13 protein-coding genes, 1 pseudogene and 1 riboswitch are annotated in these 13,655 nt (G+C 69.0%); of the genes and pseudogenes, 11 read left to right on the top strand and 3 right to left on the bottom strand.

The genetic code is table 11. From position 1 onward, the window contains the following. The first annotated feature begins 295 nt into the window (after positions 1-295). The 6 genes from NQU55_RS34460 to NQU55_RS34485 all read left to right on the top strand — a co-directional run bounded on the left by NQU55_RS34460 (position 296) and on the right by NQU55_RS34485 (position 7,723). Entirely contained in the window at positions 296-1,186 is an 891-nt protein-coding gene (locus tag NQU55_RS34460; protein ID WP_256791760.1) for a DUF6227 family protein, read from the top strand. 233 nt (positions 1,187-1,419) lie between these two features. Beyond that, the gene (locus NQU55_RS34465) at positions 1,420-1,623 is read left to right on the top strand and encodes a cold-shock protein (protein ID WP_030367061.1); all 204 of its coding nucleotides are present in this window, start codon (positions 1,420-1,422) and stop codon (positions 1,621-1,623) included. 251 nt (positions 1,624-1,874) lie between these two features. Continuing rightward, a complete protein-coding gene (locus NQU55_RS34470; RefSeq protein ID WP_168091564.1) occupies positions 1,875-3,611 on the top strand; it encodes a DEAD/DEAH box helicase in 1,737 nt (578 codons plus the stop codon). A 169-nt stretch (positions 3,612-3,780) separates the two neighbouring features. Next, on the top strand, positions 3,781-5,058 hold the full coding sequence (locus NQU55_RS34475; protein WP_168091563.1) for a PP2C family protein-serine/threonine phosphatase: 1,278 nt from the start codon (positions 3,781-3,783) through the stop codon (positions 5,056-5,058). A gap of 75 nt (positions 5,059-5,133) precedes the next feature. Continuing rightward, a riboswitch (cyclic di-AMP (ydaO/yuaA leader) is annotated at positions 5,134-5,264 on the top strand. 399 nt (positions 5,265-5,663) lie between these two features. Next, entirely contained in the window at positions 5,664-6,701 is a 1,038-nt protein-coding gene (locus NQU55_RS34480; protein WP_206329020.1) for a M23 family metallopeptidase, read from the top strand. Positions 6,702-6,778: 77 nt separating this feature from the next. Next, a complete protein-coding gene (locus NQU55_RS34485) occupies positions 6,779-7,723 on the top strand; it encodes an aldo/keto reductase (RefSeq protein WP_168091562.1) in 945 nt (314 codons plus the stop codon). Between the two features lie 68 nt (positions 7,724-7,791). Here the strand turns inward: NQU55_RS34485 and NQU55_RS34490 are convergent, their stop codons facing one another. Together NQU55_RS34490 and NQU55_RS34495 are read right to left on the bottom strand one after the other, a co-directional pair. After that, positions 7,792-8,091, bottom strand: a complete 300-nt coding sequence (locus NQU55_RS34490) for a hypothetical protein (protein WP_168091561.1) — start codon at positions 8,089-8,091, stop codon at positions 7,792-7,794. Positions 8,092-8,270: 179 nt separating this feature from the next. Beyond that, positions 8,271-8,732, bottom strand: a complete 462-nt coding sequence (locus NQU55_RS34495; RefSeq protein WP_168091560.1) for an ATP-binding protein — start codon at positions 8,730-8,732, stop codon at positions 8,271-8,273. Positions 8,733-8,990: 258 nt separating this feature from the next. On the opposite strand from NQU55_RS34495, the pseudogene NQU55_RS37005 reads away from it, so the two are divergent. The 5 genes and pseudogenes from NQU55_RS37005 to NQU55_RS34515 all read left to right on the top strand — a co-directional run. Then, positions 8,991-9,200: pseudogene (locus tag NQU55_RS37005) on the top strand (helix-turn-helix domain-containing protein); the annotation flags it as partial. A gap of 24 nt (positions 9,201-9,224) precedes the next feature. Next, complete coding sequence (locus tag NQU55_RS34500; protein WP_308402306.1) at positions 9,225-9,842, top strand: DUF5753 domain-containing protein; 618 nt, start codon at positions 9,225-9,227, stop codon at positions 9,840-9,842. An 8-nt stretch (positions 9,843-9,850) separates the two neighbouring features. Further along, positions 9,851-10,039, top strand: a complete 189-nt coding sequence (locus NQU55_RS34505; RefSeq protein WP_168091558.1) for a DUF397 domain-containing protein — start codon at positions 9,851-9,853, stop codon at positions 10,037-10,039. A 192-nt stretch (positions 10,040-10,231) separates the two neighbouring features. After that, positions 10,232-11,098, top strand: a complete 867-nt coding sequence (locus NQU55_RS34510) for a radical SAM/SPASM domain-containing protein (protein ID WP_168091557.1) — start codon at positions 10,232-10,234, stop codon at positions 11,096-11,098. Positions 11,099-11,410: 312 nt separating this feature from the next. Next, positions 11,411-12,238 carry a methyltransferase domain-containing protein gene (locus tag NQU55_RS34515; RefSeq protein ID WP_372504868.1) on the top strand — a complete coding sequence of 276 codons (828 nt, stop codon included), beginning with the start codon at positions 11,411-11,413 and terminating at the stop codon, positions 12,236-12,238. Positions 12,239-12,244: 6 nt separating this feature from the next. Here NQU55_RS34515 and NQU55_RS34520 read toward each other — a convergent pair whose 3' ends face one another. After that, positions 12,245-13,645 carry a YDG/SRA domain-containing protein gene (locus tag NQU55_RS34520; protein WP_206329016.1) on the bottom strand — a complete coding sequence of 467 codons (1,401 nt, stop codon included), beginning with the start codon at positions 13,643-13,645 and terminating at the stop codon, positions 12,245-12,247. Positions 13,646-13,655 lie beyond the last annotated feature (10 nt).

Genomic DNA, 13,655 nt, shown 5'->3' on the forward strand with positions numbered 1-13,655 from the left:
TGTGAAGGGGTCCGTGACGGGATCCGTGACGCGGTCTGTGAAGGGGTCCGTGACGGGATCCGTGGAGGGGTCCGTGAAGGAGTAGCTCCGGCTCCCCCGGACATTCGCCGGACGGCCGCCGGGCCAGGGGGGCGCACGGCACGCGCACGCCCCACCCGCCGAGCCACCGCTGGACGCCCCCCGCGTGCCCGGACCTCTGCGCACCCAGTTCACCGAAACTCCGCACCCGTCTCGTGTTCGCGCCGCTACGGTAAGTGCGCGGGGTGGGCGCGGCGAGGTCCGGGAGGTCGGAGGCATGGAGAACTCGCGAGCGGGTGAGAACGGCAGCGGAAGCGAGCGAGGAGAGTGGGGGAACCAGAGCCCGGCGTACAGGGCGCACAGGGGGCGCACAGAGCACGGCCAGGGACCGGGCGGTCCGGCGGGAGCCGAGACCACGCCCATCGAGCATGTGGAGGCGCTGCTGGGGCGGGCGCAGAACGGCTTCGAGATCGACGAGCGGATGCTGGGACGGCTGCGGACGGCGCTGATGCATCAGGCGGAGCTCCGCTCGTACCGCCAGCGCAATGACGACCGGCGGCCCCTCCGCTGTAATTCGTACCGCCATGTCTTCCTCCTGGCGGACGGCAGCAGCCTGCTTCTGTTCGAACTGGAGCACAACACCGGGCCGGAGGACGTCTTCGTCTACGAGCTGTACGCGGACGAGGACGTCCTCGACCGGGCCGAGCGGCGCGTGCACGACCGGATCGGCGGCGGCATCGGCCCCGGCAGCGAGACCGAGGAGCTGCCGGCCTGGCTGGCGGAGGAGCTGCTGCTGGCCATGGGGCCGGTGCAGCCCCGCCGGGAGTACGTCTCCGACGGCTCGCCCGACCACGCCCGGCGGCTGCTGCGGCGCGCGGAGAACGAGGACGGGCCCGGCGAGGTGGTGCGCGAGCTGCTCCAGGGGGCTCTCGGCCACCACATCGCGCTGATCACCAAGCCGCGCCGCCGGGGCCCCGGGCGCGACGCCACCTGGTGCCGCTTCTACGAGCACGCCTTCCTGCTGGAGGGCGGCGGCGAGCTCAGCCTGTGGGAGCTGGAGCACAACATGAACACCGACGGCCGCCTGGTCTGCGAGGTCTATCTGGACGAGGCGGAGGCCGAGGTGGCGGCGGACCGCCACGCCCGTTCCCAGGGCGTGGAGCTGTAGGGGAGCCTGGTGGGGCTGTAGTGGAGCTGTAGCGGCAGAGGGCCGCGGGGCTGCGCACCGTCGGCGGGTGGGTGAAACGGGGGCCGCCGACGTGTGCTACGCTTAGCTGACGTTTCAGTTGTGGTACCCATGAACTCGTGTGCGCCTGACGGTTATGTGAACCGAGGGCGCATTTTTGTTTTTGCCGGTCTTTGTCCGGTGTGGGGCCCATTGCATCCACTAAGGAGATAGACATGGCTACTGGCACCGTGAAGTGGTTCAACTCGGAAAAGGGCTTCGGCTTCATCGAGCAGGACGGCGGCGGCCCCGACGTCTTCGCCCACTACTCGAACATCGCCTCCAACGGCTTCCGTGAGCTGTTCGAGGGCCAGAAGGTTTCCTTCGACGTCACGCAGGGCCAGAAGGGCCTGCAGGCCGAGAACATCGTCGCCGCCTGACGATGATGCCCGCCCGGTCCGTCTGACGACGGCGCCGGGCTCTGCATGAAGCACCAGGCAATGGGGCCCGCACCTCGGGGTGCGGGCCCCATTGCTGCCCCTGCGCCGGCCGGCGCCCGTGTGCCGGCTGTCGTCCCGCACCAGCGCGCCCAGGCTTTTCCGCCGTCCGACCGTTCTCGTTCCGGGCGGTCTCGCGATGCGAAGTCTCCCTTTCGGGCGTGCCACCCCCATTGAGGGAAGGTCCCACCCGTATGACTCGCTCCGCCCGCCCCGCCCGCCCCCGCGGACCCCAGCAGAACCGTGGTGCCCAGCAGAACCGCAGCTCCCAGCAGGGCGGCCGTTCCGGCGCCCCGTCGTCGCGCCGCCGGCCCGCCGCCCCCCAGGGCGACTTCGAGACCCCGGTCAGCACCACCCCGGCGCTGCCGCCGGTGGCGTCCTTCGCCGACCTGGACATGCCCGCCGGCCTGCTCTCCACGCTGACTCGCGAGGGCGTCACCGAGCCGTTCCCGATCCAGGCCGCGACGCTGCCCAACTCGCTCACCGGCCGTGACGTCCTCGGCCGCGGCCGCACCGGCTCCGGCAAGACCCTCGCGTTCGGCCTGGCCATGCTGGCCCGTACGGCCGGCCGCCGCGCCGAGCCCGGCCGCCCGCTCGCCCTCGTGCTCGTCCCCACCCGTGAGCTCGCGCAGCAGGTCACCGACTCGCTCGCCCCGTACGCCACCGCCGTGAACCTGCGGACGGCCACGGTCGTCGGCGGCATGTCCATCGGCCGGCAGGCCCAGACGCTCGCGCGCGGCGCCGAGGTGCTCGTCGCCACCCCCGGGCGCCTCGCGGACCTCATCCAGCGCGGTGACTGCAAGCTCGGCGACGTGCGGATCACGGTCCTGGACGAGGCCGACCAGATGGCCGACATGGGCTTCCTGCCGCAGGTCACCAAGCTGCTGGACCAGGTCGACCCCGAGGGGCAGCGGATGCTGTTCTCCGCGACCCTCGACCGCAACGTCGACCGGCTCGTCCGTCGCTTCCTCTCCGACCCGGTGACGCACTCCGTCGACGCGTCGGTGGGCGCGGTCGTCACGATGGACCACCACCTGCTGCACGTCTCCGAGACGGACAAGAAGGACACGGTCACCCGGATCGCCGCCCGCGACGGCCGCGTGATCATGTTCGTGGACACCAAGCGCGGCGCCGACCGCCTGGTGAAGAAGCTGCTGTCCGAGGGCGTGCGCGCCGCCGCCCTGCACGGCGGCAAGAGCCAGCCGCAGCGCAACCGCACCCTGGACCTCTTCCGTACGCAGGAGGTCACCGCGCTGATCGCCACGAACGTGGCCGCGCGCGGCATCCACATCGACGGCCTCGACCTCGTCGTGAACGTCGACCCGCCCATGGACCACAAGGACTACCTGCACCGCGGCGGCCGCACGGCCCGCGCGGGCGAGTCCGGCACGGTCGTCACGCTCGTGCTGCCCGAGCAGCGGCGCGAGATGAGCCGCATGATGGTCACGGCCAAGATCTCCCCGAACGTCGTGACGGTCGGCCCGGAGGACGAGGAGCTCGTCCGCATCACCGGTGCCCAGCAGCCCAGCGGCGTGCCCGTGGTCATCGCGCCGCCGGTGCCGGCCCAGTCGACGCCGCGGAAGCGGTCGGGCGGGGGCGGCGCGAGCGCCGGGTCCGCCGGTGGGGCTGCGGCTGCTGCCGGGTCGCGCGGCTCCCGGGGCACCCGTGGTTCGCGCGGCGGTCGTGGCGGTCGCGGCCGGGTGCGTACGGAGATGTCTTCCGGGGCGCCGTCCTCGTCGTCTTCCTCGTCTTCCTCGGCTTCGTCTTCGTCTTCGGGGTCCTACGGTGCCGGTGGTTCGGGCCGGGGCGCGGGCGGCCGGGGTGCCGGCCGGGCGTCCGGTGGCGCTTCCGGTGCGGCGTCCGGCCGGGGTGCCGGCAGGAACGGTGCCGGCCGCGGCGCCGGGGGCGCACGGGAGCGCCGCTCCTCGTAACCCGCTCTCCCGGGGGTGCTCGCCGCGGCCTGCCCGTCGGCGTGCTCGCCGGGCCGTTCTCCCAAGGGCCTCCCTCCCCGGTTGGCCCAGCAGCGTTCGCCCAACGACCTCCCGCCCGGAAGGGTGGGAGGTCGTTGACGTGCGGGACTGCCGGTCAGGAGAGAGCGCGGTGGGCAAGCGAGAGAGCCGTTCTGCCCGCCCTGCCTTCCGCCGTGCGGCGCGCCGGGGCGTCCCCCGGGCCGTTCGCCGGGCCGTGCGCAGGCTCCCGGCCGTTCTGATCGTCGGCGCCGTCCTCTTCGGCCTCGGGGCGCCCGCGCACTACACATGCGCCCCCTTCCTCTCCGCCGCGCCCCTCGTCGCGGCGCCGCTGCACACCCTCCGCGCCACGGTCACGGCCGCCCTGGCCGCCGTGGCGGTCGCGGTCGGCCTCGTGGTCTACCACCGGCCGTCCGACACCGGCGAGGCGCTGGCCGAGATCGCGACCATCGGCGCCGTCTCCCTGGTCGCGCTCGGCATCAACCGCATCGCCCGGCGCAGCGATCAGCAGCTCGCCTCCGCCCGCGGCATCGCGGAGGCGGCCCAGCGCGCCGTCCTGCCCGCGCCCCCGTCCCGGATCGGCGGCCTCCGCGTGGCCGCGCGCTACGTCGCCGCCCAGGCCGACGCCCGGATCGGCGGCGATCTGTACGCGGTCCAGGACACCCCGCACGGCGTACGTGTCATCGTCGGCGACGTCCGCGGCAAGGGCCTGGGCGCGGTCGAGGCGGTCGCCGTGGTGATCGGCGCCTTCCGGGAGGCGGCCGAGCAGGAGCCCACGCTGGAGGGCGTCGCGGGTCGGCTGGAGCACGCGCTCCAGCGGGAGGGCGCGCGGCGGGCGAACCTGCGCCCCGACTCCGTGGACCGGACCGAGGGCTTCACCACGGCCGTACTGGCGGAGCTGCCGCCGGGGGAGCCCGTCTTCCGGCTGCTGAACCGCGGCCACCCCGCACCGCTCCTGCTGCACGCGGACGGCCGCATCGGCGCGGCGGACCCCGCCGTCCCCGCGCTGCCCCTCGGCCTGGGCGAGCTGGGGGTGTGGCCGGACCGGGCGGAGGAGCGGGAGTTCCCCGCGGGATCGATGCTGCTGCTGATGACGGACGGGGTGACCGAGGCGAGGGACGCCGGCGGTACGTTCTACGACCCCCGGGCCGGGCTGACGGGCTGTCGGTTCAAGAACCCGGAGGCGCTGCTGGACGCCCTGGTCGCGGACGTCGCGCGCCATTCGGACGGTCAGGCCGCCGACGACATGGCCCTGTTGGCGATCCGGCGCGGCGAGCGGATCGAACAGCATTTCGTAGAAAGTATCGACAGGTTCCGTGGGCGCACATCCTGTGAAGACGTGCCCGAGGGCATCGGTGGATTCGGGCGTTCGGCTTGGAATCCACCCGGCATGTCTATTAACGTTCGATAACGGAGCGCGGTTGTCGCAACGCCGCAAGAGGCGCTGCGCCGTGCGCCTTCGCCGAATCCCGCGGGCACAGCACCACCTGATACACCGGCAAGTTCTGGGAACCGGGGAACCACCACCCTGGGGTGAATCGGGCCGCGCGCGGCCCGTAGGAGACCTTCCTGCTCCGAACCCGTCAGCTAACCCGGTAGGCGAGAAGGAAGGAAAGGAGTGCCTTCGTGGCATCCAACGAGCCTGCCGCGTACGAGCCTGCCGCGTACGAGCCTGTCGGGTATGAGGCTGTCGAGTACGAGCCTGTGGCGTATGAGCCTGCGGCGTATGGGTCGGCGGGGTACGAGTCGGCGGGGGATGAGTCCGCCACGTACGAGTCCGCCGCATACGAGTCTGCCGCGTACGAGTCCGCTGCGTACGATCCGCCGCTGGTCCCGGCGTATGCGCCTCCGTACGAGCCGGAGCCCGAGCCCCGGCGGCCGGAGCTTCGGTACGCGTCGGACAGCGCGTACGACCCCGACTCGCCGTACAGCTCCGCTTCCCACCGTCCCTCCGTCTACAACGCCTTCGGTACGGGCCGCGGCCGCCACCGCGTCGTAAAGCCGCGCGGGGGCACGATGGCCCGCAGCGGTGCGGTCCTCGGAGTGGGCGTGATCGCGGCGGTCGGCGCGGGCGGCATGGCGCACGCCCAGGAGCGCCCGGCGACGTCCATATCCATGCCCGACCTGGCTCAGCTGCCGGGCGTTGGCTCGTTCTTCGCGGGGAGCGCGGCGGGCTCGGTCGATTCCGCTGCCGCCGAATTCGCCGGTGAGGAAGGCGCGTCGGCCGCCGTGGAGATGGCCGAGAGCGCGGCGGCGGCGGGTGAGGTGCTCCGGGCGAGAATCCTGGAGCAGGCCGACCACCAGCAGGGCGTGGGCGAGGCCGAGGCGCAGGCGGCCCAGGTGAAGCGGGCCGCGGAGACGCAGAAGAAGGAAGCGGAGCGGAAGGCGGCGGAGGCGGCGGCGCGGTCCGCGGAGGCGGACAAGGAGCGGGCCGACGCACCCGAGGCGCCGGAGGCGCGGGCGGCGGCACCGGAGCAGCAGCAGACGGCGAAGCAGCAGGCGCCGAGGCAGCAGACGGCGAGGCAGGCGCCGAAGCAGCAGGCACCGAAGCAACAGACATCGAAGCAGCAGCAGGCGCCGAAGAAGCAGCGATCCGCTCAGGCTCCCGCCCAGTCTCGCGCTCAGGCTCCCGCTCCGGCGGCCCGCCACTCCGCCTCCGGCGGGTTCAAGCTCCCCCTGGCCTCGTACACCCTGACGGCCGGCTTCGGTCAGGCGGGGAACATGTGGTCCGCGAACCACACGGGGGAGGACTTCGCGGCCCCGACCGGCACACCGGTGCGGGCGGTCGGCGGCGGCAAGGTCGTTCAGGCCGGCTGGGCGGGGGCGTACGGCTACCGCATCGTGCTGAGGCTCGACGACGGTACGGAGCTGTGGTTCTGCCACCTGTCGTCGATGGTCGTCACGTCGGGGAAGGTCGCGCCGGGCCAGGTGATAGGCCGTGTCGGTGCGACGGGCAACGTTACGGGGCCGCACCTGCACCTGGAGGTGCGGCCGGGCGGGGGCGCGCCGATCGACCCGCTGGGGTGGCTGAGGGGCAGGGGCCTGCATCCCTAGCGGAACGCGGCGGGACGTAGCGGAACGCCACGGGACGTAGCGGAATACCCGTCCCCACAAGGGCGCTGCAGGAGTACATGGCTGACATTCACAAGAAGATCGGCAATCTCTCCGTCCACCCGTTGGCGCTCGGCGGCAATGTCTTCGGGTGGACAGCGGACGAAGCGGAATCCTTTGCCGTCCTCGACGCGTACGCGGCGGCGGGCGGCAATTTCGTCGACACCGCGGACGTCTACTCGGCCTGGGTCCCGGGCAACGAGGGCGGCGAGTCGGAGACCGTCATCGGCAATTGGTTCGCCTCGCGCGGCAACCGTGCCGACATCGTCCTCGCCACGAAGGTCGGCGCGGGCGTCCCGGAGCCGCGGGGCCTGCGCGCGGCGGTGATCAAGGCGGGTGTGGAGGAGTCCCTCCGCCGCCTGCGCACCGACTACATCGACCTCTACTACACGCACTACGACGACCCGTCGGTGCCGGTGGAGGAGTTCATCACCGCTCTGGACGCGCTGGTGAAGGAGGGCAAGGTCCGCGAGATCGCGGCCTCGAACATCACCCCGGAGCGCCTGCAGGAGTCGCTGGAGTTCTCGGAGGCCTCGGGCCTGGCGAAGTACGTGGCGATCCAGCCCCACTACAACCTGGTCTCGCGCGACACCTACGAGGGTGATCTTGCGGCCGTGGCCGAGAAGCACGGCCTGGTGGCGATTCCGTACTTTGCTCTGGCCAAGGGTTTCCTCACGGGCAAGTACCGCCCGGGCACGACGGTGGAGAGCGCCCGGGCGGAGGGCGCCGCGGAGTACCTGCGAACGGACCGCGGCCGCCGCGTCCTGGCGGCCCTGGACGAGGTGGCGGCGGCCCACGACGCCGAACTCGCCACGGTCGCCCTGGCCTGGCTCGCGTCCCGGCCCACCGTGGCGACGCCGCTGGCCAGCGCGCGCACGGTACAGCAGTTGGCGCCGTTGCTGGCGATGGCGGACGTCAAGCTGACGGAGGCGGACCTGACCCTCCTGACGGAGGCGTCGGAGTAAGCAGGCAAAGGACAGGGCTTCGAGCGGAAAAACACCGCCCGAAGCCCTGCGCCGTCAATATCTACTGATCAAGCCCGACTCTCAGCCACCCAAGAGGCGAGCGCCACGGCCCCGGCCACCCCGAACACGGCCGGCCAGGCCCCGACCTTCTTGGCCAGCGGGTGCGACCCGGCGAACGCGGCAACGTACAGCCCGGTCAGCGCCGCGGCCTGGGGCGCCCCGACCTTCCCGGCCCACTGCCGGGCAGCCACCCCACCGGCCACGGCAAGCGCGGCCCCACCGAGCGGCCGCTTCTTGGTCCACCGAGCAACCCCGTACCCACCGACAAGCCCGCCGGCAGCAACCACAGCCGTAGGAACCCGCGCCATCCCGCACCTCCGCATCAAGAAACCCAACGTTTTCGAGGCTACGCCGGGGCCGCGCGGACCCCGCTACGGCCCTGCTTCGCATGCGGCCCTAGACCAGATAGCCCTCGTGAGGCGTCGCCCGCAGCCGCACGGCCTCGAATGCAGTGTGGCCCAAGGGGCGTGGGCGGTAGTTGAGGCGGTTACGGGCCCGTGTCCGCGCGCGGCTCGAACCACACGCACTTCCCGATCACATTTAGCTCGTCCCACACGAGGGTGACTCCGGAATCCACGGAGAGGCTTCTGACGAGCCTGAGCCCCCGCCCATCCTCTTGACCGGCCCGGGTTGTGCGCCGTCGGGGCCGGCGCGCGGCATCACCGTCGAGCACAGAGATCACCACACGCTCCTTGGACACGGTGACCTCCACGGAGAGGGAGTGGACCCGGGTGTGCTGGACAACATTGGTGACCAGGTCGGACACACAGACGAGCGCGTTCTCGACCAGTGAGGTGTGCGTGGTCGCCTGAAGCACGGCGCTGACGAACTCCCGCGCGACGCGGGCTGTGGTGGGGGAGGCCGGTGCGCAGAGGTAGTAAGCCTCCGTGAACCTGCCGCTGCCGTCCTCGGCATCAGCGTGGACGCTGCTGAGCATGACGGTACGCATGTGGTGATCTCCTAACGGGGGTGGCGGGCCTCCGCACACTTCCAATGCCGTCCGTGGCTTGGCTGCCCGCCGTTGTCCATCAACTGGCATGAAGGCAGCTGCACTTCGGGTCTTCCCGGCGGTGCGGCGCGGTGATGGCAGGAACGTAGGGCACATGGATGTGCCCTATCAAGCGTGGGCCAAAGCCTGCGCGCTGGACTGTGGACCCGTGAGACTGGGCGCGGGAGAATTGATGTGCCAGTCACGAGAGGGAAGTTGATGCCACCCCGGAGCAGCCCAACGGCGAGGCAGGCACGGCTTGGAGCGGAACTGCGCAAGCTGCGTGAGGCCTCTGGTTTACCCGCTCGCGCCGCTGGAGAGCTGCTCGGCGGAAACCAAGCGCAGATCAGTCACATCGAATCCGGACGTTGGGGTGTCAGTGCTGAGCGCGTTCGGCGTCTCGCAACGTTCTACTCTGCGGCCGACACTAAATTGGTCGATGCTCTGTGCGGCATGGCGGAGGAGCGCGGGAAAGGTTGGTGGGAAGCCTACAGGGATGTCTTGCCGATTGGGTTCTTGAATATCGCGGAGCTTGAACACTATGCGCGATACCTCAGGGCCTTCCAGACGCTGACGGTACCGGGGATCTTCCAGACCGAGGATTATGCGCGGACCATCTTTGGTGGTCGCATTCCGGCGCTGCCCGCCGACGAGCTGGAGGCCAGGGTCGAGCATCGGCTCAGGCGGCGGGCCATCTTCGAGCGTCCAGCACCGCCGCACTTCGAGGTCGTCATCCACGAGGCTGCCCTCCACGTCCTCTACGGCGGGCGGAAGGTGGCCCGCGATCAGTTGCGCTACCTGCTTGAGGTCTCGGAATGGCCCACGGTGGTAGTGCGTGTGATCCCGTTCGCCAGTGAAGAGTTCGTAGGCTCCGCGCAGACGATGCTCTACGCCGGAGGGGTCGTCCCACAGCTCGACACGGTTCAGCTGGACTCTGCGTACGGCGCTGTTTTCCTGGATGCGGAAGCTCAGCTTATAAATTATCGGGCCATGTACGGCGCGCTCCAGCGAGTGACGCTTGAGGTAAGCGAGTCGCGAGATGTCATTAGCCAAATTGCAAAAGAATTGTGAGCTCCGCAATGGGTGAACTTATAGCCTGGCAGAAGTCCTCGTTCTCCGAATCGGAAGGCAGCTGCGTTGAGCTTGCATGGCATGGGGGGAGCATCGCCATGAGAGAGGGTGACGACCCTGGTGTGGTCATAAGGATCAGTCCCGCCGGGCTTGGCCCATTGATCGCGAGCGTCAAGTCTGGTGTGCGTATCACCTGATCCGGTGAACCTCTCCTAGTGCTGCTGCTCGCGCTCGCAGGTAGGGAGGCTTTTGGCATATGCCGTCTCATGGATGCGCCGGCTCATCCTTGTGCCTGCTAAGCCTGAGCGCTACCTTCGCTGTGCGTCGCGACGTAGGAGATGAGAGCGACGCTTCCGCATCCAACACGCCGACAAGAGGCGAGGTTTGGCATGGCATCGATCAGCGACAGCACTGTGGCCCCGTGCGACATTCGATCCGTTGAGCTGGAGATCACTGGAACCTGCCAGCTCCGGTGTACGCACTGCTGCACCGGTTCCAGCCCGCAGGTGCCGGTCGGATCTATGAAGGTCAGTGACTGGCGGCGAGTCATGACTGAGATAGCTGAAATCGGTGTTCCCATGGTGCAGTTGATCGGGGGCGAGCCCACCCTGAACCCCGACCTTCCGCAGCTTGTGGACGTGGCGCTCGCTCTCGGCCTCGGCGTCGAGGTGTACTCGAACCTTGTTCACGTGCGCCCAGCGCTGTGGGAGATCTTCAGCCGGGACGGGGTCCGCCTTGCGACCAGCTATTACAGCGACGACGCTGCTCAGCACGAGAAGATCACTCAAGGCCGGGGCAGTCATGCGCGCACTCTCGCGAACATTGGCGTTGCCTTGCGCCGTGGGATCCCTCTCCGAGTCGGGATCGTCGAGGTGCTCGACGGTCAGCGCGTCCGACAGGCCGAGGCTGAACTACGTGCGTTGGGTGTCGAGCAGATCCAGATCGACCGCACCCGGAGGGTGGGGCGGGCAGCAGGAAGCCCTGGTGTCCCCCCGAGCGTTGACGAACTGTGCGGCCGTTGCTTCCGTCAGCGCGTAGCCATTTCGCCCGATGGTGAGGTGTACGGCTGCATCCTCTCCCGGTTTCTGCCGGCTGGAAACGTTAAAGATCAAGGCCTGTCCGCGATCCTGCGGAGCAGCACGTGGGCAGAGATCGTCGAGAGAATCCCCATGGCGCAAGACCCCTGCACTCCGCAGGACAGCAGTGACTGCGACCCCGCCAACACGCCGGCCTGCCTCCCGAAGTTTCCTGAATAGGAGCTGACCGTGGACTGGACCTCTTACGCTGCCGCCCTCGCGAAGCGAGCAACGTATGCGTCTTCCCGCTGGCGCTCCGCCGTAGCCGAGACGCCGCGGCACGTGTTCGTGCCGCGATGGTGGGAATCCGGTCCCAGCGGCTGGGCACTGTGCGACGGACCAGGTGACGAGCCGCGATGGCTGGGGACTGCGTACGCTGACACCTCGCTCGTCACCAGCGTCGGCCCCTGCCACGCCGACCATGCCAAGTTTGGCGACCGGCCGACTGGCCTGCCGACCTCCTCCTCGACCCTGCCGAGCCTTGTCGTCCGCATGTTCCAGCACGCGAGGCTCGGAAGCTGCGACACCCTGCTCGATGTCGGTACGGGGTCGGGCTACGGTGCCGCACTTGCTGCATGGCGGCTCGGCGAGGAACAGGTGACGAGCGTGGACGTCGATCCGTACCTCGTGGAAGCTGCACGTGAGCGCCTCGAACGAATCGGCAGACGCCCCTCAGTCGAAACCATCGATGCAACCGGAGACCTTCCTGGAGTCTTCGACCGCATCGTGGCGACTGTCGCAGTCCGCCCGATCCCGGCGAGCTGGCTTACGGCTCTGAAGCCCGGCGGCCTACTTGTCACCACGATCGCCGGTACGTCTCTTCTCGTCACAGCGGAGAAAGGTGAGGACGGAGGGGCGACGGGCCGCGTCGAGTGGGACCGGGCGGGCTTTATGAGAACGAGGACTGACCCCGACTACCAGGAGGCAGCCACAGGTGATCTGCTCTCCATCGCTCGCGCTCACGAAGGAGAGCAGATCACCACCGGTCGATATCCGGTCGTGAACGTCGCGGAAGCCTGGGACCTCTCCTCCATGCTCGACGTCACGGCCCCCGGCATCGAGCACTGTTACGAGGAGCACCAAGACCGACGTGTTGCGCTCATGACCCACCCCGACGGCTCCTGGGTTCGCGCGGTGGCCCAAGCCGACGGCCTACCCACGGTCCATCAGGGCGGCCCCCGCCGGTTGTGGGACACCCTCGACGAGATTCGCACCTACTGGCTCACGAATGGCGAACTCCCGGTTCGTGGTGCCCGCGTCTTCATCAAGCCTGACGGCACGACCTACCTGGCCCGGGGTGGGTGGCACGCCAGGCTGTAGTTGCGACTATCGCTCATGGATTTGGCGATGGTATGCGAGGTGCTCTTTCTTTACGGGGTGATTCGGATGTCCGCGGAGTTGATATGTGTTGGCGTCCGTCCCATGCGAAGTTACGATCAGATCATCGTTGATGGTGAGCATTCCAAAATCGAAGGCCACGTGGTGGTTCGGGCATAGGCAAAGGATGTTTTCGATCTCGTCCGGACCGTTGTGTGGGCTGCCGAGAGGTCGTATGTGTGCGGCTTCGGAGTAGGCGCCTGTCGGGGTCTCTATGCGCATCTCGCATACCTGACACGAGTGGTCGTGGATCCTCTTGACGTAATCGGCGACCGCCGTGCTGCGGATGACCCGCTGAGTTCTGGTCTCGCGTCGTCCAGGAGTCGCGTTCCCCGCAGGGGCGGCGGACATGACGTTGATAGCAGCGGCGATGTCACGTCCTTCGCTAGTCCCGGCCCCGGTTTCGCGCGCGTCAATAGCGCGCAGGCGGTAGCGCCAGACGAGGAAGTTGGACTCTCCGCGCTGTGACCAGTATTCCTCTACGCGGTAAAGCCCGTCGTATCGGAGCCCGGTCTCCGGTGAGAATTTCGGGTCGCCTCCAGCTCCGCGGATGACCCTTACCGGCGCCCCGGCTGATGCGCTGGTGGCGAGGGCTGCGTTGCCCAGGGTGAGTTCCTGGTCCTCGTATTGCTTCTTAGTGTTCTCGTCCCTCCCCCCTTGCCCCGTGTAGATGATCTCGTCGCCGTAGTCTTCGTCGTCTTCGTACCCTCCTGATACAACGATGGACTCCGCGCCCAGTTCGCCAGTGCCGCATATCCCTGCCTGTCGCGGGCGATGCACGCGGGCTCTGGAAAGAGTCTGACGCTGCGAGAACGAGTCACCGATACGGACGTGAGGTGGGTGTCCGTACCCATCGAAGTCGGTCAGAGGAACACCGGCTTCGAGTAGGAGAAGTTCGAGCCGGTAGTCGTCGAAGTAGCTCTCGTGGAGAGTCGTGACAGCCTGGCGACAAAGGTCGTGGTTCCCCTTGAGGAGCGTGTAGAACTCCTCGGCCAGTCCACCAAGAGGGTTTTGCGCGTTGAGCCACGGACGCAGTGATGATCCCGGTGCTTGCGGGACTGCGCCATCTACACCCACGAGCTCCCAAAGGGGGGAGCGGTGCAGTGCGACGAACGGATACTCGGGCGCTGCAGTTGACCCTGTACGCCCATATTCCTTGAGCATGGCGTGGAGCTCGCGCCACGAGTTTTGCCAGGGAACCAAGCGGCTCTCCTCAGCCGCAGCGCGCCGGATTGCCCAGAGGAGTACTACGGGCTGATGCCGTGCTGGCTGGCCCGATGAGCGGTCAACGTGCAGCGTGCGGAGCGCCGTCATCAGACGGCTAGAAGAGCCTTCCGTTGCGTCAGGCATGCACTGCTCC

The sequence above is a fragment of the Streptomyces telluris genome, from assembly GCF_024519335.1.
Lineage (GTDB): Bacteria > Actinomycetota > Actinomycetes > Streptomycetales > Streptomycetaceae > Streptomyces > Streptomyces telluris.